The organism is Gemmata palustris, assembly GCF_017939745.1.
In the GTDB taxonomy this organism is placed as follows: Bacteria; Planctomycetota; Planctomycetia; order Gemmatales; family Gemmataceae; genus Gemmata; species Gemmata palustris.
The window spans coordinates 6,298,138-6,324,236 of the sequence record NZ_JAGKQQ010000001.1 but is presented as its reverse complement, the minus strand read 5'-3'; the positions used below and the strand labels follow the sequence as shown (position 1 = coordinate 6,324,236).

Annotated in this window: 21 protein-coding genes; 13 read left to right on the top strand and 8 right to left on the bottom strand. The window is 63.2% G+C overall.

Annotation, left to right across the window (positions count from 1 at the left end):
• Nucleotides 1–39: 39 nt before the first annotated feature.
• Nucleotides 40–549 (bottom strand): low affinity iron permease family protein, encoded by a 510-nt coding sequence (locus J8F10_RS26270; protein WP_210659060.1) that lies wholly within the window; start codon nt 547–549, stop codon nt 40–42.
• A gap of 379 nt (nt 550–928) precedes the next feature.
• Between J8F10_RS26270 and J8F10_RS26265 the strand changes: the two genes are divergently transcribed.
• The 3 genes from J8F10_RS26265 (at nt 929) to J8F10_RS26255 (ending at nt 6,177) form a co-directional block, all read left to right on the top strand.
• Nucleotides 929–1,960, top strand: coding sequence for a DUF1559 family PulG-like putative transporter (locus J8F10_RS26265; RefSeq protein ID WP_210662161.1), 1,032 nt, complete (start codon nt 929–931; stop codon nt 1,958–1,960).
• Nucleotides 1,961–2,254: 294 nt separating this feature from the next.
• A complete protein-coding gene (locus J8F10_RS26260) occupies nt 2,255–4,120 on the top strand; it encodes an RNA polymerase sigma factor (protein ID WP_210659057.1) in 1,866 nt (621 codons plus the stop codon).
• A gap of 236 nt (nt 4,121–4,356) precedes the next feature.
• Complete coding sequence (locus tag J8F10_RS26255) at nt 4,357–6,177, top strand: sigma-70 family RNA polymerase sigma factor (RefSeq protein WP_210659055.1); 1,821 nt, start codon at nt 4,357–4,359, stop codon at nt 6,175–6,177.
• A gap of 2 nt (nt 6,178–6,179) precedes the next feature.
• Here J8F10_RS26255 and J8F10_RS26250 read toward each other — a convergent pair whose 3' ends face one another.
• Nucleotides 6,180–6,587 (bottom strand): YbaN family protein, encoded by a 408-nt coding sequence (locus tag J8F10_RS26250; RefSeq protein WP_246523596.1) that lies wholly within the window; start codon nt 6,585–6,587, stop codon nt 6,180–6,182.
• Nucleotides 6,588–6,810: 223 nt separating this feature from the next.
• On the opposite strand from J8F10_RS26250, the gene J8F10_RS26245 reads away from it, so the two are divergent.
• The gene (locus J8F10_RS26245; protein ID WP_210659053.1) at nt 6,811–9,108 is read left to right on the top strand and encodes a HEAT repeat domain-containing protein; all 2,298 of its coding nucleotides are present in this window, start codon (nt 6,811–6,813) and stop codon (nt 9,106–9,108) included.
• Nucleotides 9,109–9,265: 157 nt separating this feature from the next.
• Here J8F10_RS26245 and J8F10_RS26240 read toward each other — a convergent pair whose 3' ends face one another.
• Nucleotides 9,266–9,916, bottom strand: coding sequence for a hypothetical protein (locus J8F10_RS26240; RefSeq protein WP_210659051.1), 651 nt, complete (start codon nt 9,914–9,916; stop codon nt 9,266–9,268).
• Nucleotides 9,917–10,108: 192 nt separating this feature from the next.
• Here J8F10_RS26240 and J8F10_RS26235 point away from each other — a divergent pair, with 192 nt between their 5' ends.
• The 4 genes from J8F10_RS26235 (at nt 10,109) to J8F10_RS26220 (ending at nt 13,420) form a co-directional block, all read left to right on the top strand.
• Nucleotides 10,109–11,173 (top strand): 3-isopropylmalate dehydrogenase, encoded by a 1,065-nt coding sequence (locus tag J8F10_RS26235; RefSeq protein WP_210659049.1) that lies wholly within the window; start codon nt 10,109–10,111, stop codon nt 11,171–11,173.
• Nucleotides 11,174–11,411: 238 nt separating this feature from the next.
• Nucleotides 11,412–11,798: a hypothetical protein gene (locus J8F10_RS26230; protein WP_210659048.1), complete on the top strand. Its 387-nt coding sequence runs from the start codon at nt 11,412–11,414 to the stop codon at nt 11,796–11,798.
• A gap of 8 nt (nt 11,799–11,806) precedes the next feature.
• Nucleotides 11,807–12,556 carry an SMC-Scp complex subunit ScpB gene (gene scpB / locus J8F10_RS26225; protein WP_210659045.1) on the top strand — a complete coding sequence of 250 codons (750 nt, stop codon included), beginning with the start codon at nt 11,807–11,809 and terminating at the stop codon, nt 12,554–12,556.
• 15 nt (nt 12,557–12,571) lie between these two features.
• A complete protein-coding gene (locus J8F10_RS26220; protein ID WP_315854166.1) occupies nt 12,572–13,420 on the top strand; it encodes a bestrophin family protein in 849 nt (282 codons plus the stop codon).
• A gap of 3 nt (nt 13,421–13,423) precedes the next feature.
• Here the strand turns inward: J8F10_RS26220 and J8F10_RS26215 are convergent, their stop codons facing one another.
• Complete coding sequence (locus tag J8F10_RS26215; RefSeq protein WP_210659041.1) at nt 13,424–14,182, bottom strand: endonuclease; 759 nt, start codon at nt 14,180–14,182, stop codon at nt 13,424–13,426.
• Between the two features lie 209 nt (nt 14,183–14,391).
• Between J8F10_RS26215 and J8F10_RS26210 the strand changes: the two genes are divergently transcribed.
• A complete protein-coding gene (locus J8F10_RS26210) occupies nt 14,392–14,676 on the top strand; it encodes a hypothetical protein (RefSeq protein WP_210659039.1) in 285 nt (94 codons plus the stop codon).
• An 83-nt stretch (nt 14,677–14,759) separates the two neighbouring features.
• Here the strand turns inward: J8F10_RS26210 and J8F10_RS26205 are convergent, their stop codons facing one another.
• The 4 genes from J8F10_RS26205 to nadA form a co-directional block, all read right to left on the bottom strand.
• The gene (locus J8F10_RS26205) at nt 14,760–15,425 is read right to left on the bottom strand and encodes a hypothetical protein (RefSeq protein ID WP_210659037.1); all 666 of its coding nucleotides are present in this window, start codon (nt 15,423–15,425) and stop codon (nt 14,760–14,762) included.
• 131 nt (nt 15,426–15,556) lie between these two features.
• Nucleotides 15,557–15,982 carry a type II toxin-antitoxin system VapC family toxin gene (locus J8F10_RS26200; protein WP_210659035.1) on the bottom strand — a complete coding sequence of 142 codons (426 nt, stop codon included), beginning with the start codon at nt 15,980–15,982 and terminating at the stop codon, nt 15,557–15,559.
• Nucleotides 15,979–16,515 (bottom strand): hypothetical protein, encoded by a 537-nt coding sequence (locus tag J8F10_RS26195; protein WP_210659033.1) that lies wholly within the window; start codon nt 16,513–16,515, stop codon nt 15,979–15,981. Before J8F10_RS26195 ends, J8F10_RS26200 begins: the two co-directional genes overlap by 4 nt.
• A gap of 4 nt (nt 16,516–16,519) precedes the next feature.
• Nucleotides 16,520–17,548 (bottom strand): quinolinate synthase NadA, encoded by a 1,029-nt coding sequence (nadA, locus tag J8F10_RS26190; protein ID WP_210659032.1) that lies wholly within the window; start codon nt 17,546–17,548, stop codon nt 16,520–16,522.
• 171 nt (nt 17,549–17,719) lie between these two features.
• Between nadA and J8F10_RS26185 the strand changes: the two genes are divergently transcribed.
• The 4 genes from J8F10_RS26185 (at nt 17,720) to rsmH (ending at nt 24,333) form a co-directional block, all read left to right on the top strand.
• Nucleotides 17,720–20,947 (top strand): serine/threonine-protein kinase, encoded by a 3,228-nt coding sequence (locus J8F10_RS26185; RefSeq protein ID WP_210659030.1) that lies wholly within the window; start codon nt 17,720–17,722, stop codon nt 20,945–20,947.
• Between the two features lie 483 nt (nt 20,948–21,430).
• A complete protein-coding gene (gene sthA, locus J8F10_RS26180; protein WP_210659028.1) occupies nt 21,431–22,873 on the top strand; it encodes a Si-specific NAD(P)(+) transhydrogenase in 1,443 nt (480 codons plus the stop codon).
• Between the two features lie 27 nt (nt 22,874–22,900).
• Nucleotides 22,901–23,314 carry a hypothetical protein gene (locus J8F10_RS26175; protein WP_210659027.1) on the top strand — a complete coding sequence of 138 codons (414 nt, stop codon included), beginning with the start codon at nt 22,901–22,903 and terminating at the stop codon, nt 23,312–23,314.
• A 134-nt stretch (nt 23,315–23,448) separates the two neighbouring features.
• A complete protein-coding gene (gene rsmH, locus J8F10_RS26170; protein WP_210659023.1) occupies nt 23,449–24,333 on the top strand; it encodes a 16S rRNA (cytosine(1402)-N(4))-methyltransferase RsmH in 885 nt (294 codons plus the stop codon).
• Nucleotides 24,334–26,099: the final 1,766 nt, after the last annotated feature.

Genomic DNA, 26,099 nt, shown 5'->3' with positions numbered 1-26,099 from the left:
CCGGTTGACCATTCAAATGAGCCGGCCCTTGCGGGCGGTTTAACTTCCGGTCTTGCTTCCTTTTGCACCGGCGCCTTTGCCCGAATCACAGGCGGTTCCTTCATTCGGTCGGCCCCCCTGCTTCCGCGCGTGGTCCGCTTCCGCGTCCTCAATTGAGTGCGATTGCTTCAGGTCGGTGTCCCGCTTCGCGAGTTCCACCAGTTTGTGGAAGTGCTCGCTCAGGATCTTCACCTCGTCTTCGGACAGCTCCTCGGCGCTAATCAACCGGTTACTCGTACAAGGCAGCGCGGCGACGATTTCGTTCAATTTCAGGTGGATCGCGTGCGAGTCCTTGTTCTGCGCGCGCTGAATCAGAAACACCATCAGAAAGGTGACGATGGTGGTGCCAGTATTAATGACTAATTGCCACGTGTCCGAGAAATGAAAGATCGGACCGGTGGCTGCCCACACGAGAATCGTGCCCGCAGCGAGGCCGAAAGCGACTGAACTCCCTGTCCATTTCGTCGCGTACCCGGACCCCCGCTCGAGCCATCCGCCCTTTCCAGCCATCTTTGCACCTCACGACCGGAACCAACTCCGAAGTGTGAAGCAAACGGCGTACCGTCGCGCCGGCGCGCCAGGGTGCCCAAAGCAATCGGTCGATGATTCCGGCGGTCAAGTGAACCGGTCAACACCGGTCCAATTTGTGATTGACTGTTATTTTAACAATAGCAATATTAATTAAATGCCTCATTTTTACTCATCTATTCCTCACCTTTCACGGCATGCCCATTGAATCACAAACGATACGCCAGAACATTTTCAAATTTGCCTGCATCTCAGTTGACATCCGAGATAGATATCTGTTTACTTCGAGTTAGTTAGCCCAAGTCATATCGCCCGTGCTACGTTTCTCAGTTTTCATTCATCTTCCGTCAGGAGTGTCGAGATGTTCTCCTCCTCTCGCCTGCGGGCTCGGCCCCGCGGGTTCACGTTAATTGAGCTGCTGGTGGTGATCGCCATTATTGCGATCCTCATCGGGCTGTTGCTCCCGGCCGTGCAGAAGGTGCGCGAGGCCGCCGCGCGCATGTCGTGCAGCAACAACCTCAAGCAGGCGTCGCTGGCCCTGCACAACGCCCACGACTCGAACGGGCGTCTGCCACCGATGGCCGCGTTCCAGTACGGGGGCGCGTACTACGCGCCGTTCTATTTCCATTTGCTCCCGTTCATCGAGCAGGACAACGTGTACAAGTCGGCCACGCCGGTGAGTAGCGGCGGGGTCATCCCGTTGTGGAACACCCCGGGCCAGGGCGGTACCCAGTACCTGCGCCAGACCCGCATCAAAACGTACCAGTGCCCGTCCGATGCCACGCTCGGCACCAACGCCGCCACCGACTGGACCCCGGGCGACGCGAGCTACGCGCCCAACTTCCAGGTGTTCGGGAACCCCAACTTCAACCCGAACAGCGTGAACCCGGCCGACTGGGACGGGAAAACGACCCTCGTTGGGATCAGCGACGGGACGTCGAACACCATCGCGTTCGCGGAGAAACTCTCGTACTGCCCGGGCGTGACACCCGCGACCCTCGTCGGCCCGAAGAACGGCAACAACTCGGCCGGCGGGTCGTGGTGGCTCCGGGGCATCTACAACTCCGGTGCGTTTACCGGGAGTGGTAGCCCGCCCAACACGGACAGTTACCCCGGCGACCGCGTGTCCCCCGTCTTCGGCGGCGGGGTGAGTGGTGACGGCACCCGGTGGTACGTCGGCCTGGACGCCAAGCCGACCATCTTCGGCGTCCCCTCGAACAACACCACCAGCGGCATTTGCGACCGCGGGCAGGCGTCGTCACCCCACTCCGGGCTGATCCAGGTCGGTCTGGCCGACGGGAGCGTGCGCAGTGTTACGAGCGGCGTGAGTGCGGCCACTTGGTGGTCCGCGTGTACCCGCAACGGCGGTGAGACACTGGGCAGCGACTGGTAACGAACTCGAACGTTAAGTTGTTTGGTGGGCGCACGAGCGTGGCTCGTGCGCTCTTGAAGATCGCCCCTGCCTTGCGATACCGATCCTCGAAGCGCAAATTCCCTAGACATCTTTCCGCTGCTCCTCGACCACTTCACGCCACCCAAACTCTTCCTTTCCAGCGCCTTCGCGCATTGAACGGTGACAGCGAACCGCGAACCGGGAATAATTCCTGGGAATGTACCGACGCGCCGGCCCCGGCGTGTGGATTACAGAGGCAAGACCGTTACTTCCCGCGTTCCAAGGGTGTTCGGGATGCCGACCGCGAAGCTCTCCGGTTTCGCCCAGCAGATCAGCCACTTCGTGCCCGAAGCGCGCGTAGCGGCCGACGGCGATCTGCTCGCCGAGTTCGTTGCCACGCGCGACGAGCGGGCGTTCGCCGAACTCGTTCGGCGGTACGGCCCGCTGGTGTTCGCGGTGTGCCGGAGAGTGACCGGGAGCCACCACCTCGCCGAAGATGCGTTCCAAGCGGTCTTCGTCGTGCTGGCCGCGAAAGCCGGGTGCGTCCGCCCGGCTTCAGCGCTGGCGGCTTGGCTCCACGGCGTCGCGACTCGAACCGCACTGAGGGCTCGCACCGTGGCCGATCGTCGACGCCGACGCGAAGCGCCCGTCGAAGTGCTACCCGACCTGGCGGCTCGCGCAGCCGTGCCCACTGAGGCTGCCGACCTCGCAGACATCGTGGACGAGGAAATCGCCCGGCTCCCGGACGCGCTCCGCGCGACCGTGGTGCTGTGCGAGCTGGAAGGGTGTTCGCGCAAGGACGCATCCGAGCGCCTCGGCGTGCCGGAGGGAACGGTCTCCAGTCGGTTGGCCGCTGCTCGCAAGGCACTGGCCGCCCGACTGCGCGGTCGGGGCATCGCACTGAGCGCGGGGGGATTATCCCTCGCCCTCGGGTCTCACACGAGAGCCAGCGTACCGGCGGACCTTACGGCCCGGGCGCTGGCGTGCGCGATGTCCCACCGTGTCCTTCCCGCGGCCGTCGCCGCTCTCTCGTCCGGGGTGCTACGCATCATGTTCGTACAGAAACTAAAAACCGTTCTTCCGCTCAGCGTGATCGCTCTCACAGCGCTGGCGTGCGTCGCGTTCGCCGCGAGTCACGACCCGCCCACGGTTCCTCAACCACCTGCCGCGAAGCCGACGATCGGCGCTGCGCTACGATCCGCGGAGCCCGTGCCGCCAAAGGTCGCGCCCAAACAGCTCCCGAAGGGACCGAACAAACTACTTTTCGCCCGCAACGGCCGGCTCTCGCTCATCGATCCAGACGGCAAGAACGAAAAGGAGCTCGGCAACGAGACCAGCAAGCAAATCCACAGCGCGGCACTCTCCCCGGACGGAAAGATGATCGCGGCGCTGATCCCGCTACAGATCCCGAACGACCCACTACCCGGCGAGAAACCTCCCCTCCGCCTCTACGTGCGCAACCTGAACGAGAAGGAACCCGGTACCGACCTCGGGGTTTCGTGCCAGATGTTCTTTTGGTCGCCGGACGGGTCCGAGATCGCGTGTACCGATTTCAAGGACGAGCCGGGCGGGGCACCAGCGACAACACACTTCGTCATCAACGTGAAAACCAAGACGAAGGACGCTCTCAAGCTACCAAAGGGCCACATCATCACTGACTGGTCGCGCGACGGCAAGTTCTTCCTCACCACCAACTTCGGTGAAAAAGACGACGCATCGGCCCGGTTGTGCCTGATGAACCGCGACGGGACCGAGCACAAGGCGCTCACCGACGAAAAGACGAACGCCCTCATCGGCAGGCTGTCTCCCGACGGGAAGCGAATACTGTTCACCACCATGACGTTCCCCCCGAAGGACAAGCCCGGGGCGCCGAAGCGCGAACTGACTCTTCTGGATGTCGCCACCGGTAAGACAACAAAGATCGAAGAGGTGCCGCTCAACGCCGAGGTGCAACAGGGCTACGGCTGGTCCCCGGACGGAAAGAAGATCACGTACTCTTGGCGCGAGATCCACGAAGGGAAAATCGAAGACGTAATTAACAAGGAAACCGAATCGCACCTCATCGTGTGCGACCCGGACGGCAAGAACGCGAAAACAATCGCCACGGAAAAGGGCAAAGGCCAGTGGCACGTCACTCTCACCGGCGGGGACTGGCGGTAGCGACCGAGGTAGGGGGCAGGAACCAAAAATCAGAAGACACGAACCCCGCCCAAATGGGCGGGGTTCGGTTTTTTCTGCGACGCGCCGGTCCACTTCCTCACCAAGCACGCCACCACCGGTTGGTCCCGGAGGGAACACTTTTCCGAAATTTTTCCCCAACTCACTGATGGTTCCGGGTGGCCCCCACCAAGTAAAGTTGAGCCGGTGGACGCCGGCCACCCTGGGGACTTTCACACATGACTTCGCAAGCCGCACGGGTTTCGGGCCTCCTGGCACCGACCCGCAACGCGGGTGCCTCGGACGCCGAGCTGCTCGGCCGGTTCGTCGCGGAGCGCGACGGGTCGGCATTCGCGACCCTCGTCACCCGGCACGGCCCGATGGTGTTCGGTGTGTGTCAGCGCATCGTTCGCGACTGGCACACCGCGGAAGATGCGTTCCAGGCCACGTTTCTGGTGCTAGCCCGCAGAGCCGCATCGATCTCACCACCGGGTGCGGTCGCGGGTTGGCTACACGGTGTGGCACGCTTGGTAGCCAAAGACGCACGCCGGGCGGAGTTACGACGAACCGCACGCGAGTACCCGACGGCGGAATTACTCGAACCGGTCGCCCGCTCCGCCGACGCTGGGACCGAACTTCGAGGCGTGCTCGACGACGAGTTGCGGAAGCTCCCCGGAAAGTACCGCGATCTCCTAGTCGCGTGCGATCTGGAGGAGCGCCCGCGGGCACCGGTTGCGGCGGCGTTCGGAATCCCAGAAGGCACGCTCTCCAGTCGGCTCACCACCGCCCGGAGGATGCTCGCCGAGCGTTTGGCGAAGCGCGGGATCGCGCCCGGAATCGTTGCCGCGGTCGCGCTGGGCGGACCGCAACTGGTCGCGTGTGAAGTCCCCCGGATGGTCCTAACGTCTGCGGCTCGTTTGGGAAGCGATGGGACCGGCACGGTGTCGGTCGCCATTTCTTCCCTCGCTTCAAGAGCGATCCGAGCCATGACGTACAGAACCATGATCCCCGTCGCATTAGCCGTCTTCACCGTGATTGGCGCGCTGAGTGTAGCACTCGCCGCAACTCATTCACCGGCAGCGCCCACCGACCCGCCCGCAGTGAAACCACCCAAAGTCGTCTTCGCCCCGCGATTCGCGGCTCCGGCCAAACAACTCCCGAAGGGACCAAACAAACTGCTCGTTTACCGCACCGGGAACTTCACCCTTTTGGACCCGGACGGGAAGAATGACAAACCGGTGTACAAGAACCCCGACCTCTATCACCCGACCGGCGCCGCGATGCTCTCCCCGGACGGAAAACAATTCGCGGTAATGATCTCCGATCCGCTCCCACCTAACGACGACACGAGGCAGACCGCAACCCTTCACATCCGCGGACTGGACGAAAAGGAACCCGGCACCAGCCTCGATACCAAGGGCCGATTTATGGCATGGTCCCCAGACGGAACCGAGATCGTGTGTTGCGACTTTGTGGACGGGAGCGTCAATAAGAAATCGCCAGAAGCGACTCACATCATCGTGAACGTGAAAACGAAGGAAAAGAGTACACTAAAGTTACCACACGACCACATACTCACGGACTGGTCGCGCGACGGCAAATTCTTCCTCACAACACAAGTTAGCGGGGGTGAAAAGTTCCGGTCGCGGCTGTACCTGATGAACGGCGACGGAACCGAGCACAAGGCGCTCACCGACGAGAACCAATTGGCAGTGTTCGGCCGGCTCTCACCCGACGGCACCCAGGTGCTGTTCAACTTGATCGTGCCAAAAGAGAAAGCCGGGCTGTCCGTCGTCGATGTTGCTACGAGGAAGACAACGAAACTAGACGACGTCCCACTCAATGGCATGGTTCTGACCTACTGCTGGGCGCCGGACGGTAAGAAGATCGCCTACATCTGGCGCCAAGCCCACGAGGGCAAGCCGGAAGAACTGGACAAAAAAGAAACCGAGTCGCACCTCATCGTCTGCGACCCGGACGGGAAGAACCCGAAAACGATTATCTCGGAGAAGGGCGAAGGCCAGTCGACCGTAACTCTCGGTAGTATCGACTGGCGGTAGCTTCAACCGAGCGGGGGGCGCGAGCCTCCCGTTTCGCGTTTCGCCCTCGGGATCGTCGGCACCACGAACAGAATGGTGCTGATCCCGATCACCGCCAGCCCGCCGATTACGACCTTCGCCCAGGTCGGGAGCGGGCCGAACGCGATACTCAAACTCACCACCGTCACCACCAAGCACACCGCGAGCACTTTTACTGGGCGCCGGATTCCACGGTGCTCCTCCCAATCGCGCAGTAACCGGCCGAAGATCGGCGACCGCTTCAGCCAGCGGTTCAGGCGCTGCGACGAGCGCGAAAAGCAGTAACTCGCGAGCAGCACCCACGGCGTCGTCGGGAGCCCCGGCAGGATCGCACCCAAGTACGCGAGCCCCACGCACACCAACCCCGCGCTGACGTACAGCAACCGGCGCAACCCGGTCGCGGGCGGGGGCTTCTCGCTCTCCGGCGGTTTGCGTTCTTTCGTCGTGCCGCTAATGGCGAAACCTCAAGGCCAGTTCCAGGTTCCGGGTTCCAAAGTGAAAGCGCGCGAAAGAAACACGGCTTCACTCGGAACGAGATGAGGCGCTAGTTCGTCCCAAATTCACGGAGTACGATGATACGCAACGCGCCGATTTCCCCCAACACACTTCCGAACCATGCGCCATCTTGCACTCTTCACGCTGCTGTTGGGCATCGGCTTCACCGGTGGGTGCGGGAAAAAGCCCGCAGCACCCCCACCCGACGACGGCGATAAAACCGGCGACACGTCCAAAAGCAATCCGACCCCACCTCTGGATGAAGCCACCGCTTGGCGCAGCAAGCAACTCACCGGGCTGAAAAACAGTCAGGACGCCCCGCGCCGCAGTGCCATCGACGAGCTCTCGTACCTCGTGCTCGAAGACCCGGCAACCGGTCCGGCACTCGTGGAAATGCTGAAAGATAAGGGGACCAGCGGAGCGGGGCACACGCGCACGAACCAAATCAATAGCACACGCGAAGCCGCCGCGATCGCCCTACTCAAAGCCGGTCCGAAGGGTGAAGCCCTACTCAAAGATAGGGGACTGGCGATTCTGCGCGAGGGCCTGAGCGATCCGTCCGCAACGATCCGCGAACACAGTGCGTACACCATCGGTCAACTCGGCCCACTCGCAAAGTCGCTCGCGCCCGACGTCCAGAAACTCTGCAACGACAAAGACGCAAACGTGCGCGGGGCCGCGTTCGACGCGCTCCGCGTCACGGGCGTGGCCGATCCGGTCGCCCTTGCGAAGCTCCTGAAGCACGAAAACGCCGAGGTGAAGCGCCTCGCCGGGGAACTGATTCCGCTGATTCCTGATGTGCCCGAAGGTGCCGTCGACCCGCTTTCGGAAGCCCTCGCCAGCGACAACGCCAACATCCAGACCTCTGCCGCAACGGGTCTCGCCACGGCCGGACCGAAAGCCGCGTCCGCGGTCCCGCGCCTCATTGAGGCGATCACGAAATATTATCCCAAGGAATATGACCAGAAGCCCAGGCGCACCACGAACGTGGAAGCCGCATTCTGGCTGTCTCTCGCGCGGATCGGCGAGCCCGCGGTCGCCCCAACCGCAAAGCTGCTCGAACACACAAACGTGATGGTGCGTGCCCACGCCGCCCGGACGCTCGGCGAGATCGGCGCGCCGGCAAAAGCTGCAAAGGACGCGCTCAAAAAGGCACTCACCGACCGAACGATCAACGTTTCGGGCGAAGCCGCGGTCGCGCTCTGTATCCTCGGTGAATCCCAGGACGATGCGGTAAATCTCATCAAGCAGGCCCTCGCAGTGCCGACCGAGGGTGTTGCGGCGTTCGCAATTGATGCAATCACGCGAATGAGGGAACCCGGCAAACCGTTGATTCCGCTCGCACTGGCGAAAGTCACGGACCCGAACCCGTTCACGCGGTTCGCGGTGGTGACACTAATTGGGAAACTCCCGCCCGATGAGGCCACCAAGCACGCAGCCGACCTGGGTCAACTCGCGACCGACGAGGAGCCGGACATTCGCCGACTCGTGGCGCGCACCCTCGAACAACTCGGCACGCACTCGTCCCCCGCGGCCGATGCCCTCGGAAAAGCACTCACGACCGAAAAGGTACTCGATATCCGCGATCAGTTCGTTGAAGCGCTCGTCGCGATGGAAGCCGGAGCCAAGCCAGCACTTCCGGCCCTCCTCCCGCTCATCACGGAGAAGGGCTTGCTCGTACCCCTGCGCGTAAAGGCAATCGCGGCCGTTGCCGCAGCCGATCCCGGTTCACCCGAAGTGGCCGTCGCTCTCGTGAAGGCCGCTTCCGATGACGAGGGGGCGATCCGTGCTGCTGCTGCAACCGCAATGGGCCGAATCAACCCACTCCCTCCAGATGCACTTAACACACTGGTGAAGATGGCGAAATCCGATGCCAGAAACGGCCCGCGGATCGCGGCACTTCACGCGCTGACTGTCGCCGGCCCGCGTGCCCGGCCCGCACGCAGCGAACTCGAAGCGATGTCCACTGGTCCGCAACCCGGGCTGGCGATCTGGGCGAAGGTCGCTCTCGCATCCGTTGACGGGGCAGTAAGTCAGTCGGCCCCTCTCGTCCGTGCCGGGCTCACAGACCGTAACGCGGCCGTCAGAGCCAGTGCCTCAGAAGCCTTACTGGTAATCGGCCCCACAACGGCCGACCTACCCGCGTTGCTCAAGTTGTTCCGCGACGACGGCACCACAGCCCGAATCGCCGCCGCCACCGCAACGGGACGCCTTGGCGCCGCTGCGAAAGACGCGGTACCCCTACTGGTGCGGCAACTCGACGACCGCGAAGCCGAAGTGCGTCTCGCTGCGGCGGAAGCGCTCGGGCGCATCGGCGCAGCCTCGCTCCCCGCCGTCGCCAAGTTAAAAGAACTGCGTTCCGACCCTTTGGTGAAAGTCGCCGCACAGCGGGCTTTGGACAAGATTGGGGTGAAGTGAGAAGGTACCCCGGGTGAAGAGTAGAAGCAAAGAACCGCGGATAACACAGATCACGCGGATCAAACCAAAACGTGTTTCGTAGCCCCGGATGGGGCGACAGAGTGTAGCCAGGGGTGAAGCGGAGCGCAACCCCTGGCGAACTACAAACGGGTAGAAGCTACTTCTGATCCGCGGCGATCTGATCGACGACTTGCTTCACGGCGTCATACGCGCTCACGGCCATTCCGGTGTACTGGCGCCGGGCACCTTCCGCGTTGATCTGCACCGATGCGCGGCACACGTATTTGCCGTCTTCGGGTTCGAGGGTGCGATCCGCGCGCTTCACACCCAGCTTCTCCAGGCGGTCGAACAGACCCGAAACACCCTCGGCCGCATCAGGTGCGCCCGCGGGGAATACGCCCCCGGCCGGTTGAAGGGTGACACCGGGCGTTTCGATCTTCAGTTCCTCGCCGTCCTTGATGCGCCCCGCGAGCGAAGCCGGCGTGCTCGCTTTATTCGGGATGTACGTTCCCTTAAACCGTTCGGGGTCGTCGTTGTAGCCGACCTTGTCGTTGCGCCCGCCGGCCGGAGTCGTCAGTGGATCGGGCTTACCTTTGGACCCGATCCCCCGCTCGGGAACCGGCAAATCTTGTTTCGGGATGCGCGGACCAGACACGAGCGGGTCGTTCTTGCGCCCGACACCCAAACCCCCGCCGCCCCGTTCTTCCTTATCCGTCTTGCAGCCCACGAGCGCGAGCAGGCCGAGCGCACCGAGGGCAAATGCCCCGAGGCGAAGCGGCGAACGGATCGAAAGTGTGTTGGCCGTCATCTTGACCCGCCTCCGGGGGCGGCTACATCAGCACAGAGTTCCGGCGATCCACCACGTTTACTCTCCCCCACCGTGTGTCCCCCGTCTACGTCGGTGGGACCGAAACCGGCCGTCGGGAAGTCATCTAGGGTCGGCCGGTGACCAGTGGGCGGACTTTGCGGGCTTGAATATCCAACACGTGGGACGGGTGCAATGGCGGTTCACAAGATCGCGGTAATCGGCGGCGACGGGATCGGGCCGGAGGTGATCGACCAGGCCGTGCGTGCGGCGGAAGTCGCGGCACGCAAACACGATAGCGCCGAACTCAAGTGGAACCACCTCCCCTGGAGCACCGCGTACTACAAGCAGCACGGGCGGATGCTGCCCGAAGACGGCTGGGAACAACTTAAACCCCACGACGCCATCCTCTTCGGTGCGGTCGGCGACCCCTCGGTGCCGGACAAGATCACCGTTCACGAACTACTCCTTCCGATGCGCCGGAAGTTCGATCAGTACGTGAACTTGCGCCCGGCGTACCTCTTCGCCGGCGTGCCGTGCCCGCTCGTCGGCAAGAAGCCGGGCGAAATCGACATGCTCGTCTACCGCGAGAACACGGAAGGCGAATACGCCCCCGTCGGCGGGAACCTCTACCCGGGCACCGAGAACCAGATCGCGATTCAAACCGGCGTGTTCACCTGGAAGGGGTGCGAACGCATCCTCCGGGCGGCGTTCGAGGCGGCCCGGAAGCGCCCGCGGAAGAAGCTCACCAGCATTACCAAGTCGAACGCGCAGGTGTACGGCCTGGGCCTCTGGGATGATGTGTTCAACGCGGTGCGCAAGGATTACACGGACATCGACAGCAGCTCGCTGCTCGTGGACGCCGCCGCGATGGACTTCGTGCGGAAACCAGAAGTGTTCGACGTGGTGGTCGCGAGCAATCTGTTCGGCGACATCCTTACCGACCTGAGTGCCGCGGTAACGGGGAGCATTGGGCTGGCGAGTTCCGCGAACATCAACCCGACGAAGAAGTTCCCGAGCATGTTCGAGCCGGTTCACGGCAGCGCGCCGGACATTGCCGGCCAAGGCAAGGCGAACCCGCTCGCCGCGGTGCTGTCGGCGGCCCTGATGCTCGACCACTTGGGCCTCGCGAAGAGCGCTGATGCCGTGCGCAGCGCGGTCGCGAAGGTGCTGGCCGAAAGGCACGTCAAAACGCCCGATCTCGGGGGAAACCACACGACTACTGACATGGGCAACGCGGTGGTCGAAGCGGTAAAGTAAACAAAATTTGTCCCAGCGCGCGTATGGGCGAAACCGCAGAGCACCAGATGTTAGCGAATGTTAGTTGGGCTACTGCAATTCCCCTTGGAAAACGAGCATTGTGGCGCCTTTCGCCCGAAATGTTAGCAAATGTTAGCCGCGCTCCCTCGGCTCCGGTCAGCCGAGGGGTGCGGGCCTGTGCCCCGCGCCATAGGATCAAATAAACAACGAATTGCTTGAATTTCTAGTCGGAGCCAGAATGCCCACCGGTCCACAAATCATCCTGGCGCTGAAGGTGCTCGTCGTCGCGGTGACGGTGCTGCTACTCGCGTCGCTCGTGGCGCTGGCACTGAAGCGCCCGCGGTTGCACGGGCGCATCAACACCGCGTTCTTCGTGCTAACGATGGCGACCGTTGTGGGGTTCGAGACGCTGTTGCAGTGGGTCGATGTATCGGCCACCTTCGACCCGGCCGCGCGCCAGGCCCTTCACACGCACTTGTGGTTCTCGGTGCCGTCCGCGTTGCTCTTGCCCGCGATGATTATTACTGGCAAGCTGCGCCGGAAGCAGTTGCACCTCGCGCTCGCGCTGGTGTTCGTACTGCTCTGGACCGGCACCGTCGTGACCGGTTTGGGCCTCCCGAACTGAAGCCCCACATGGCCGAACCCGACGCCCCAGAGCCGATCCCCGACCCGCTCAGTCTCGGTCAGGCCGCCGCGTCACAACTCGGCGGCGAATGGCACCTCGACGCCATCGAAGACATCCCTCTCCTCGAAGAAGTCGCTCCCGCCCCTGAAGAGTCCGAACCCGCACAATCGCCGCCCACCAAGAGCCAACCAAGCACACTGAGTTTCGGCGCCCCCAAAGCCACACTCCGTGCCGACGTTCCGCCATCTCCCGAACAACTCGTCGAAGCGATGCTCTTTGTGGGCGGCCCGCCCCTCGCCGCAACGGTCGCGTGTACGGCGGTCCGCGGGATGACAGGCGAGCGCTTCCTGGACGCGGTCAGCGCGCTCAACAAGCGGTACCGCGACCAGAATCGGCCCTATGCGATCGAAGTGCGCGACGACGGGTTCGTGCTCGCCGTGCGCCCGGCCTACCGGAACCTGCGCGAGCGGTTGTTCGCAGGACCGCGCGAAACGCGCCTGACTCAGCCCGCGCTCGATGTGTTGTCCGTGGTCGCGTACCGGCAGCCGGTGGGCAAAGCCGAGGTGGACGCGGTCCGCGGAACGGACTCCGGCGCCGTACTCAGACAACTGGTGCGCCTCGGGCTCATCGCGGTCCAGCACCGCGCCGATGCCGCGACGCGCGAAGTGCGCTACGGCACCACCCCGCGGTTCCTCCAAGTGTTCGGGCTCGCGTCACTCGACGAGCTCCCGCGCCTCGGCGACGCTTCACAAGTGTGATTACCGGAGACCGAATTGGAACGCCCCCGCAGTTTTCGATCCTGGGTTTGGCCGCCGCCCCCCATCGCGAGCCGGTTGTGGTTGGCAATGGCCGGTTCCACCGCCTACGCCGCCTGCGTGTGGGCCGTTCACCCGAGCGAAGTGACCGTGCTCCCGGCGTGGACCACGCAACTCGCAGTCGTGAACACCGCGATCCTCAGCTTGCTCATCAGCTTCCGAACGAAGATCGCTTACGACCGCTGGTGGGAGGGCCGGGTGCTCTGGGGGCAGCTTGTGAATAACATGCGCAATCTGTGCCTGAAGACCCGGGAACTCGCGCGCCCCGACGCAGCCGAGCGGCGCGCGTTTGCCGCTCTTATTATCGCGTTCCCGGTCGCACTCACGCGGCACCTGCGCGGATCGGTTCGCCTGAACGAAGTCCCGCACTTTGAGAAAGACCCCGCGACCCCCGCTCACGTGCCGGCCCACATCGCGGGGAAGGTGATCGCGACCATCGCGGCGTGGCGCGCGGCCGACCGAATCGACGGACACGTACACCAGATTCTCGACGCGCACACCTCGACGTTCATGGACGTGTGCGGCGCGTGCGAGCGCATCCTAAACACGCCGCTGCCGAGTTCGTACCTGTCACTCCTCCGGCACGGGCTCGTGTTCGGCTTCCTGATCGCGCCTTGGGCCGTCGTGGAAGCCATCGGGCTGTGGATTCTGCCCGTTCAGGCCATCGTGGTGTACTTCATGTTCGGTATCGAACTGACCGCCGAAGCCGTCGAGCAACCCTTCGGTGCGGACGGCGACGACCTGCCGCTCGAAGCCTACTGCGAAACGATCCGGCGCAGCGCCGAGGACATCCTCAAGTCGTCGTGATGGCTACTTCGCCTTTTCCGCGAACACGACCTTCCGCGTGCCGCGGTCGATACCAACAAGCCCGCCGGTCTTCGGATCGGCGGCGATTCCCTGCCCCGGGAACGGACACTGAAGTGCGCCCACGAACTCCAGTTCCTTCCCGTCCTTCGGCACCTTCAAACGGTACAGCACCTTGTAGTGGTGGTGACTCACGAGGAGCGAATCGCCGTCCCAGATGCCGCCGGACGCACTCATCTTGTCCCAGTCGTCAACGACCTTCTTGGGGAACGTCCAGCGCTGCACCTCTTTGAACTCATCGGTCATTTTGATGAGCAGCGTCTTCGCGTTGTCCTCCTGGTAGTGGGCGAAACAGCACCACCAGTTCTTGCCGTCGTGGATGTTCCACACAAGGCTACCGGGCGGGTCTTTGAAGTCGTGAAACACGGTGAGTTTGTTCGTCTCCGGATCGCACACGCGGATCTCGCTCGTCTCCGGCTTCTTCGGGTAATTCGAGTGCGCGCAATAAACCTTCCCCTTCCACACGAACGCGCTGTTGAGGTGCTCCGCTTTCTCCTGGCTCGTCGCGAGGAGCTTCCCGGTCGCGCGGTCGTACACCGTGACTGTCGTACTCGACACCACAAACAGGTGCTTCTCCGTTGCGGCCGCGGCTTGAGTCGCGTACTCGGACTTCAGCCCATCGCCGACCGCCTTCCAGCCCGGTTCCAGAGTGAGCTTCGACTCGCCTTCCACAAAGAAGGCTGTCAAGAGCAACAGCGAGAACATGGGTGGTCTCCGAAAACTGGGGTTTACCGGTTCCGAAGAGAAGCTATGAACCCACCCACGAAGCCGGAAAGGATTTCGGCTGCGAGCAAGGAAGCTGTTTCATGCGCAAGGCAGCGCTCTGGGCCGGAGTGCCCGCGGTCGCGGCGGTGACGGGCGTGATCCTGTGGTTCACGCTCGTCCCCGGCCGCTCCGGTGCGGGGTGAACCCCCGTGGGCTGCGGCCCCATCGGTGGTTCACCGATCACGTTCGAGCCATACGGCGGTCACGGGTTCAGCGCTCCGCCGCCCCAGCCGTATTACGCTCCCCAATCCCAGCGCCAACCGACGAGGCCGGCCCCGGTCGCGGTGAGGCCACAACCAAAGCCCGTGGAAGCACCCAAAGCGGAGACCGTGCGCCCCGTCGTCGTTCCCACGCCGGAACAGCTCGGCATCCACTTACCTGATGCGCCGGTGGTGGTCCCGTCACCAAAAGAGCTGGGAATAGACCTGGACTAACTTGGCGAACGGCCGGTGTAACCGGCTGGTGGAGAGACCGCTTTGCGCGGTCAGTTATCACCACCAGTTGACCCACCAGCCGTTCACTTCACCAACTCGAGCACCGCCCACAGCGACGGATCTTCGCCGAACGGAAAATCCCACCCGACACTGAGGAACTGGTCACCGATTTCCTGGTCGCGAACGCAGTAGTAGACGCCGAGCCGCGGGTGTTCCTGTGGATCGAAGCCGTTGAGCGCTGCGGCCGGCAAGAACGCTTCAAGCCGGTAGCCGCCCTTCACGCGGTGCGAGCGAAACGGAACGTCCGCGAGACTCGCCATCGGTGCATCTTGCAGCGCGCGGTTAATCTTCGCCTGCGTGATAAACGGCTCGTCTTTGTCCGCACCGCCACCAACCGGGAAGAACGCGAACTGGTGACAGTACCGGCTCCCGCGGTGACTGGCGCGAGCGTCGCGTGTGTCGATCCACAACCGCAGGCCGTCGGACCCGCTCGGCTTGTCGGAATCCCCCACCGCGGGTTGCGACTTCCCCCTCACTTCCACCTGGATCGCCAACCCGAAGTCGTTCCACCCGAGCCGCACGTCCGCGAAGTTCTCCTTTTCGTCGAGCGCTGCGAAGTTATCGATCCGCGCACTTTCGGGAAGTTCCACGAGATTCTCGTCGTCATCGGTGTCGCGCGGCGCGTCCTTCACGAACGGGCACGGGTGACTGACACGAACGAGAAACCGGTTCGGTACGATCGGCGGCATGAGTTGGTTCCTTCCCCACAAACGGGACTCGGTTACGATACCCCAATCGTGAACACGCGACCACACCGAGTGGCGATGAGGGCAAGCACGAACGGCAAGAGGTGGTGAAGTGAACCAACGAAGTGAGGGCGCTAATCGGCCCAGTTCTCGAGCTTCAGGCCGGGAACACTCGCATAGTCCTTGATGTTCCGTGTAACGAGTGTGGCACCGGTCGCGAGTGCGATGCACGCGATGAGAAGATCGTTACGCCCCGTCTTCTTCACCCTCTTGTCTTCACGAAGTCGGTCGAACTCGTTCGCTGCAGCGGCATCTAAAGGGAGGATGTGAAAATCAGCGAGAAAGGTTTCCGACCCTCGCAACCACTCTTGGGCACGAAGAAGGGCCGCACCGTCCGCTGCTTTCACAACCGCGTCGAACCGCCCGCGCAGCACTTCGATCCGCGAGACGATCGAAATGACAACTTCGTGTTGCTGGCGCGCTACCTCGATCCGCTCGCGAAGACCGTGCCTTCCGAGGTGAACGAGGGTGAGCACGTCAGTATCGAGGAGGTACGTCATTCTTCAGCGTACTTTCCGAACCCAGTAGCACGGTCAACTTCGTCCCGGTGAGCAAGAATACTCGCACGAAACGCTTCCTGCTCTTCAAGCGTTTCCTGCAATTCAGAGATCGTACTTTGGGGCTGTGTTCGAGGTGTTTGAAGCCAAGCGATAATTCCCGCGCGGACAAATCGCCATTCACCACGAACGTGCTGCCCAACGAGGTGCCCGGCTTCCGCTTCCGCGCGCACCGCCTCTTCGGGAAGTTGCAAATATTCCGCCGCCTGAGAAAGCGTCAATACGTCCAACGACGACGGGTTTGCGAATGCGTTTGGAAGTGGCAGCAATGGAAAAGGCGCTTCGGTACCCACTTGGTCTGCCGCTGCTGATGCCGCAGCATATCCCGCTGCAAATGCCGAATACGCAGCGACAAGAGTGGCCGCGTGGGGGGACTTGTCGTGTTTCAACTCCCCCGACGCGGCTACAAATTCCGCCACTAATGCGGCATATCCAGCGGCGATCTTACTACCACGATCAATCGTTACTGCGGTCATACCATCAGTCCCCTGCGGGCTGGACGGGTGCCGTGGCCGGCGGGTTCAGGAGACTGCGCGCCAGCACTTCCTTCGCCTTGTCGAACTCCGGCTGCCACGTGATCTCCGGCTGGCCGGTCTTCATACAGTCGCGGACCTTCTCCAGCGTGTTCAGCGCCATGTGCGGACACTTGTTGCACGAGCACGTGATTCCCGGCACGCCGAGGTACGTGTGCTGCGGGTACCGCCGTTGCAGTTCCCACATCATGTTCGCTTCGGTCGCGACCAGGAACTCTGTGGATTCCTTGAACGTCGCGACGTGCTTAATCATCGCCTCCGTTCCGCCGGCGAAGTCCGCGAGGTCGAGGATGTTCTTCGGGCACTCGGGGTGCGCGATTGTGATCGCTTTCGGGTGCTCGCGCTTCTGCTTCAGCAGGTCATGGATGCTGAAGATCTCGTGGACCATACACGACCCGTCCCAAAGGATCATGTCCCGGCCGGTGATTTCCGCCATGTAGCGCCCGAGGTGCTTGTCGGGCACGAACAGGATCTCGTAGCCCTGCGGCACCTTGTTCCGCACCACGTCTTCCGCGTTGCCGCTCGTCACCACCCAGTCCGAAAGCGCCTTCACCTTCGCGGACGAGTTGATGTAACACACGGTCTGGAACTTACGGCCGTTTTCGCGGAGCCGCTCCTGGTAGCGCTCCAGTTTGTCCGCGGGACACGCATCCACAAGGCTGCACCCGGCCCGCAGATCGGGCAATAACACCTTCTTGGACGGGTTCAGCATCTTGGCGGTTTCGGCCATGAACAGCACGCCGCAAAACACGATCACAGGCGAATCGACCTTCGTCGCCTCGCGCGCGAGTTTCAGGCTGTCGCCCGTTACGTCGGCGAGCGCCTGAATTTCGCCTTCCTGGTAGTAGTGGGCCAGGATCGTGGCGCCGAGCTTCTTTTTGAGGTCGAGGATTTCGGCGGAAACGTCGTCGAGAATGGAATCGGCCGGGAAGCCCGATTGTGCAGGGGACTGGTCGCGAGATTGAATAGCCGGCATCTGAGGCTCCTTGTTTTTACTGTGGCGGAGGGCCAACCCACTGAACTCAGTTCGGTATACCCCCATGATACGCGCGCGTGAGGCAGAAACGACGGGAAAATGCCACCCCGTCGGTTGGCACGAGGTGCGCGAACTGGTTATTCTGATACCAACTTCGCCCCGCGATGTGCCATGTCCGAGCCGACTTTAACGCGCGCTCCCGAACCGGACCACCCGACCGTGACCGTCGCACCCGGGAGCGCGGCCACGGTGGGCGAGAACCATCTCGAATCACCCCCCGGTTACGAACTCCACGCGCTCATCGGGAGCGGGGGGATGGGCGCGGTCTATCGCGCACGCGACCTCGAACTGGTCCGCGAAGTCGCGGTCAAAATTCTCCTCCCGCAATACGCCCCTGACTCCGCGACCGCGCGCCGGTTCGTGGACGAAGCTCACATCACCGGGCGCCTCCAGCACCCCAGTATTCCGGCCGTCTATCGCGTGGGCGCCCTCACAGACGGGCGCCCGTTCCTGGCAATGAAGCTCATCGACGGCCAAACACTGGAGGAAATGCTCCAGGAACGGGCCAAGCCCAAAACCAAAAGTGACCAGCCCCTGACGGCGTTCGAGCAGGTCATGCACGCGCGACTCGACCGGCTGGAAGCGGTCCTCCAGAGTGGCCGCTTTTTGGCGATCTTCGAGCAAGTCGCTCAGGCCGTCGGGTACGCGCACCAGCAGAACGTGATTCACCGCGACCTGAAGCCGTCGAACATCATGGTCGGGGCGTTCGGCGAAGTGCAGGTCATGGATTGGGGAATCGCCCGATCCAGCGACCGGCGCCCGGACGCTTCAATTGACAACGACAAAGAAGCCGACGGCACCGCAGATTACTCGCCCTCCCCGCTCCGAACTCCACATTCCGACCTCACACAAGCTGGCGCGATTCTGGGCACCCCCGCGTTCATGCCGCCCGAACAAGCGATCGGTGCGATCGACCAAATCGGCAAGCGCTCGGACGTGTTCGGGCTCGGGGCGATTCTCTGCGTGATTCTCACCGGCCAACCGCCGTTCCTTGCGGAAACTGCTGAATCCGCGCGACAAATTGCGGCTCGTGGAAAACTCGAAGAGGCCTTCGCGCGACTCGATTCCTGTGAAGCCGAACCGGAGCTGATCGCCCTCGCGAAACGGTGCCTCAGCCCGGAAGTGATGGACCGCCCCGCGGACGCCGGGGAAGTGGCGAGCGCGGTCGCGGTCCTGCGTGCGGACGCCGAGCGCCGCGCGCGACAGGCCGAACTGGAGTGCGCGACCACCGCAATCAAAGTGGCCGAAGAGCGCAAGCGCCGGCGCGTTCAGCGTGCGCTCGCTCTGTCGATGCTGGTGCTTCTCGCGGTCGTCGGGTACACAGTTCGACGAATCGATAACGAACAAACGCGCCGCCGGATCGACCAAGAAGCACAACAGCTCCACGCGGAAGCGGATCAAAAGGAACGTGCGGCCGCTTTGAGAATGCGCCAACTGGTGACCGAGCGCGACGTCAGCGCGGCGCTCAACGAAGCCCAGGTGCTGCGTGCGCAGGGCGCGAAGCAAGCCGATGACCCGGAGCGGTGGGGATTTACGCTCGTCGCCGCGCGCTCCGCACTCAAGCGCGCGGAAGCTCTGCTGAGTTCAGGGGAACCAACCGACGAACTACACGTCCGCGTGGGAACTGCGCTGACCGACCTCGACCGCGACGACCGGAACCGCGCGCTAATTGCCGAACTCGACCGCATTGGAGAAGAAAACGACATTCGATTTCTACTCCCAATCGTAATCAACCGTAAACCGTCCGAGCGCTACGCGGCCGCGTTTCGTACTCACGGCATCGACCTGGCCGACGTACCAACACCCCGAGCCGCGGAGTGGCTAAAAGGGCACCCGTTTCGCGCCCGGTTAACGGCCGCCGTCCGCAACTGGTCCCACGCCCTTTCGCCCTACGAAATAGCCCCCGAGTTCGCTCGACCCGAAATGGCGCGGGGCGTGGCTGCCGTCGGCGGCCAAATGGCTGTGACCGCCGTGCTGCGGCACAAATCCCTGCGCGATCGGCTCAATACTATCTTGGATGCGGTCACCGAAGATCCGTTCGTTCGCGAGTGGTGGGGAGCCGTCCACCGGCACGATTCAGTGACTCTCAAACAGCTCCTCACGAAGCCGGAAATCGGGCGCATGTCGTCTCACGAACTGTCGTCTCTCGCAGACGGACTGGCCGACCTCCGATTTGAAGACCGGGAAATACTGGCCGACCTCCTCCGCGCGACGTACTACCGGTTTCCGGGTGAGTTTTGGGTCAATTTCCGACTCGCATCACTCGAATCGGACACCAAAACCCAAAAGAACGACACTCTGAGATATTTGAGCGCCGCCGTTGCCGCGCGGCCCAAAAGCGCGATCGCCCGGGTCGCGCTCGGGGCCAGTTTGTTGGAACGACACGACCACGACCCCACCGGTCTCCGACTGGTCCACAGCGCTGCCGAGCTCGACCCGACCTCGCCGTGGCCCCACTTCTTGCTCGGCACGCGCGCGGTGGATAACGAAAACTTCACCGACGCCTTCCGAGCCTTCGAGCAAGCCGCTCGGCTCGACCCGGACACGGGGTTCTTCCTGATCCACTCCGCATTCATATCCAACCACCGCCCCCAATCTCGGACGACCGGCAAAGCCGTCTCCGAGTCCGAAATCACGCAATTCATCGACGCACTGATCGTCGCGTGCCCCGACCACCCCGGCGGGTACGACTTGCGCGCCGAATCGCGACTCAAGAAGGACAACGGCCGTGGAGCGCTCGCGGACTACCGCAAGGCCAAGAGCCTCATGTCGCCCGATTACGCCCGGCGCGTTTTCGTCGAAATGCAAATCGACACGCTCGAACCGATGGAGTCGTGGGAAAAGAAACTGCCCCAAGTTCTGAACGGCAAAATTCAACCGACCACGCCCGAACTCATCGACCTGGCGGGGTTCTGCGCGAAATTCGACCGGAAGTACGCCCTTGCGACGCGATTCTCGACCGAAGCGATGGCGGATAACCCCGGGCTTTACACGCACTGGACCAAAGTCTGCGAGTTCGCGGGATGGGCCGTTCAAGCGGCGGCCGGGAACGGAACCGATGCCGCCCAACTCCCCCCAGCGGAGCGCACCCGGCTCCGCCGACAAGCTCTCGTGTGGTTGCATGAAGTTCAAACGCGCAAGGCAAAAGACAAGGATTTCCCGCTGAGCGGTTACCTGAACAGCCTCTCCGATTTGGCCCCGGTACGCGACGCGAACGAACGAGCCAAACTCCCTGCCAATGAGCGCGCAGAATGGGAGCAATTCTGGGTCGAAGTTCCGCCCGCCGTGCCAGCGCCACACGAGCATGAAATAGCGCCCGCCCCGCGCCCCGCGAAGTAAGTGACGCGGCACGCAGCACGGCGTTTATCGGAGTACGCATCGTGACACTGCGGCGACACTTTCGCGGCGCAAAACGATCTTTATTCTTCCGTCCACTAGTATACAATTTGGGTGTCCAATGAGATGTGGGAGTCGAACGCGATTCACCCGTCTCTTGGGTAGCGAAATTTCGGCACGAAAAGTGAGCGGAACGCCGGTCCGATGTTAGCCAAAACCACAACGAATATGGCAATTGTTAGCCGCCGGCGCGGGGTCACGATGAACGGCAATGGCACTGAAACACTTGAAATGTCAGCCTTTAGTGCGCCTCGTGACCCGTGCTTTACGGGGCCGAGACCCCAACAGGGCCAAAATGTTAGCAATTGTTAGCCCGGCCGGTGGGGTGCTCGGGTTCGACGCGGATTTCAGAAGACCGCGGCGGTCACATGACCGACCGGCACTTGGTGGGTATCATGTCGAACATCCCTACCCGGAGTTCCCGTTATGCCCCCCGCGATCGAATACGACCTCATCGTGATCGGTGCCGGACCGGGCGGCGTCGCGGCGGCCGACACCGCGGCCCTGCTCGGCAAGCGCGTGGCCATCGTCGAGCGGAACAGCGTGGTCGGCGGCGCGGCCGTGAACACCGGCACCATCCCCAGCAAGACGCTCCGCGAAACGGCCCTGGCCATTTCCGGCGTGAAGTCGCGTGCCCTGATCGGTGTGGACGTGTCGGTCCGGCGCGAGGCCAAGATCGAAGACCTCGTGCGCCACGAGCGCGTCGTGACCGCGTCGGAAGCGCACCAAATGCGCACGCTGCTCGACCGGTACGGCGTCACCGTCCACCAGGGGACCGGACGATTCGTCGACGCCCACACCGTTCGCATCACGCGCCCGAACCCGCCCGGGGGAACACTGGACCTGCGCGCGGACAAGATCGTCATTGCCATCGGCTCGTGCCCGATGCGCCCGGCCGTGTTCCCGTTCGAGCACCCGCGCATCCACGACTCGGACGAATTGCTTTACATCACCAGCATCCCGCGGTCGCTCGCGGTCATCGGCGGCGGCGTCATCGGGAGCGAGTACGCCTGCATGTTCGCGGCGCTGGGCGTGCGCGTCCACCTCATCGACGGGCGCGACGTCCTGCTCCCGTTCCTGGACCCGGACCTGTCGCACGCGCTCGCGCAAGCGATGGAGCGCCAGGGCATCGTGTTCCACTGGAAAGAACAAGTCGAAGCGTGCAAGGCGCCGCGGTCCGGCGAGATCGAACTGCGGTTGAAGTCCGGGAAGGAAATCGCGGTCGGGCACGTTCTCGTGTGCGCCGGGCGCACGAGCTACGCGGACCGCTTGGCCCCGGAAGCCGCGGGCTTCGGGCTGACGCCGCGCGGCCTGATCCCGGTGGACGAGCACTTCCGCACCACCGTGCAGCACATCTACGCGGTCGGCGACGTGATCGGGTTCCCGGCGCTGGCGAGCACGAGTTCCGAACAGGGCCGGGTCGCGGCGTGCCACGCATTCGGATCGAACGCGAAACAGGCGCTCGCCCAATTCCTCCCCGCGGGCATTTACACGATCCCCGAGGTGAGTTCCGTCGGGTTCACGGAACAGCAAGCGCGCGAGAAGGGCATTACGATCGTGGTCGGCCGGGCCGACTACGATCAGAACCCGCGGGGCAAGATCATCGGCGACAAGACGGGGTTCCTGAAGCTCGTTTTCGAGCGCGACGAGATGAAGCTGATCGGCGTACACGTGATCGGGGAACAGGCCACGGAGTTGATTCACATCGGCCTAACTGTGATGATGACCGGGGGCGGAGCGAACCTGTTTTTGGCGACCTGCTTCAACTACCCGACCCTCGGCGACCTGTACAAACTGGCGACGCACGACGCGATCTTGAAGCGGTCCGAACTGCTCGGCCGGGCACAAGCCTCGCTGAGCCGCTGGTGACCGAACGCGGTGATAGGGGGACGACCAATGAACGACGACGCCCGCGAGGAGGCGGAACGGTTCCGCTGGATCGAGAGCGAGAAGGCGGGCTACGACCTGGGCGAAGAAGCGATCCAGCAGTGGGTCGCGTGCCACTGGTCCGCGTTCGTTCGCGGGCGCGCGCTCGAGCACCTGAGCGGGCGGCGGTTCTGGCTCGAAATGCCGCGCGCGGAGTTCGGCGCGCTGATCCGCGAGTTCCCGGACCAACAAGAACTCGTACACGAGATCGTCACCCGGCTCGCCGCCGGCGCCGACAACCTGACCATTCTCCAGTGGGCCACGGACACCGCCCGCCCGGTCAACGGCGTGTGCAACGTCCTCCAGCGCATCGATGTCAACGAATGGGGCACGCGGTTCCCCCCGCCGGACGACGCCGACCCGCCCCACATCGTTCACGGCTGACCCCTAAACAGGCGACAACGACGAAACGCAGTTGAACTCGATCGTTCCCACCCTTCACTTTTGAAGCGCTGGCCCGGCTCGAACTTCTGTAACGGCTCCCGTCCTTCACCTTGACTCAATTTCCAAAGGTGCCTATGTCCGCTACTCGCGCTCCGGCTCACGTGAGCGTGTTACCGGCCGAAACGCTCGCCCTGCTCGATCCACGAGAGGGGCAGACGTGGGTCGATTGCACCGTCGGCGGCGGCGGGCACACGCGCATGTTGGCCGAACGTGTCGGCCCGACCGGGCGCGTCATTGGGCTAGATCAAGACCCGACCATGCTCGAAATGGCACGGGCACGCCTGGAAGGGTCGCCAGTTGAACTGGTACATGCGAACTTCGACCAGCTCGGCGAAGTGCTGGCGGCACGCGGCATCAAACAGATAGACGGTGTGTTCGCGGACCTCGGCTTCAGTTCGGACCAGTTGGGAGAGAAATCGCGCGGGCTGAGCTTCCGCGAGGACGGCCCACTCGACATGCGCTTGGACCCGACCGCCGGTGCGACCGCGGCCGACATGGTGAACACAATGAGCGAGGCGGGACTCGCGGACACGTTCTGGGAGTTCGGCGAAGAGCGACACAGCCGCAGAGTCGCGAAGCGGATCGTGGAGCGCAGAGGGCACCAACCCTTTGCGACCACCGCGGACCTCGCGAGCGTCGTGCGAAGTTGTGTCCCGCGCTCGGGAAGCATTGACCCGGCGACGCGCGTGTTCCAGGCACTGCGCATCGCGGTGAACGACGAACTCGGTGTACTCGACCGGTTGCTCGCTCTGTTACCGCGCGTGGTGAAGGGCGGTGGAGCGGCGGGGATTATCAGCTTCCACTCGCTCGAAGACCGGCGCGTGAAACAGACGTTCCGCGAACCGACCGCGTGGCAACAAGTGACAAAGAAGCCGGTCGAAGCCGGCGACGAAGAAACGGCTCGCAACCCCCGCGCACGAAGCGCCAAGTTGCGAGTCGCTCGGAGAATCGGAGCTTGATGATTTCAGACTTGTGTTCGGTGAATCGGGTGAATTCCCGATCACCGGCCGCGGGTCTCGAATCGCACATACTACGAGGTCACGGATGACCGAACCCATCGCCGTTGACGTGCCGGCCAAGCCGTCGTTTTCCCGTACCGCCCCACTCCCCGCAGCGGCAGCACCGTTGGTCGCGGCACTCATATCAACGGCCACACCGAGCCCGGCACCAAAAGCCGAAGCGCCGGCCCCCGCACCCACACCGAGTGCCGCGCCAAAGGTTGAGGCACCCGCCCCGAGCGCAACACCGAAGATCGAGGCGCCCGCGCCGAAAGTCGAAGCACCGGCTAAGTCCGCAACACCCGCTACGACTCCGAGCGCGCCGACCTCAACTGCGGCAACCATCGCGGCCACGGTCGCGGCTGTGGCCACCACCGCGGCAACGGGAGTGCCCGCAGCGCCCCTCGTCACAGCCCCCGACGCGGGCTCAACGAGCATCAGCGGCCTACTCGCGCGCTTCAACAAGAAGCAGCTCACGATCAGCGTGGCCGTACTCAGCCTGTTTGCGGGTATCGGTGCCGTGAAACTGATGTTCCCTGCAAAGGGCGGTGCCGAGCCCTCTGCGCCAGTCGCGGCCGTGACCGAAGAAAAGGTAAAGCTCGACACGACACCTGCGCCCTCGCAACCCAAAGTAACGCAGTACAAAGAAGACAACTCACCACAGGGACCAGATTCCCTACCACCTCTGCGCTTAGCACCCCAGGTTCCCCCGGGTGGCCCACCGGTTGTTAATCAGGGTGGTACCACTCCTGGTGATACGGCTAAACCACCAGTCGCACTTGGTGGACGGCCCTCCACACCACCTCCGCCTCCTGATTTCGCTGTCCCCCCACCCCCAGCGAGCGTGGTGACAGCCGGCGGCATGCTCCCCCCGGTGCTACCGGGGCCAACTGCGCCAGTGCCCCTAGGTGGCCCAACTCCGCCTACACCGAGTGGCTCATCGCCGGTGCTACCACCCGCGGTTGGTCCCAGCGCTCCCGCCGCGCCCACTCAAGGTGGTACTCCTACGCCGACTAGCGTTCCCCCTGCGCCAACCGCGCCTATCGCACCGGGAATGTCGCCCACATTCGGCGGGACGACCCCGGCTGCATCGCCTGTGGCTCCGAGTCTCGCACCTCCTAAGTTCGACGTGCCCGGCAACGGAACAACAGGCGGCATCCCGTCACCAAGTGGTGACCTTATTCCCACATTACCAAGCCCTTTTCCGGCACCCGTTGCCAATGATTCAAGTAGCAAAAATAACGGAACAACCCCTTTAGTTGTTCCCGGACCTTCGGGCACAACTAAAGGCGATTCACCTGCGCTCCCGCCGCTTCCAGATTTCCCCTCCCCACCAGCGCCCGGACCCGGTGGCTCGAATACCACTCCACTAAAACAACCAGATTTTCAGTTTCCGGCAGGAGCGCCAGGATCGAGTGGTGGTACGCCTCCGATCACAAAACCCCAAGATCCGTTGATTCCATCACTGCCGGGAGCAGGTGCATTACCAGCTTCGCCGGTAGCGCCACCGAAGTTACAAGGTGGCAGTGATATCCCGGGACCGAACTTGCCCCCGCTGCCAAACCACGGCGGCATCACTGAACCAAAACTGCCAGCCCCCCCAGACGTGAAGCCGCCCAGCGCTTTGCCGGACTTCAGTACGCCTGCGCCGTCGTTTACTCCACCAGGCCCCTCAGCACCCGCGGTCTACACAAAGCCAGCCGGGGGTACCGAGGGCAAGCCGCTCG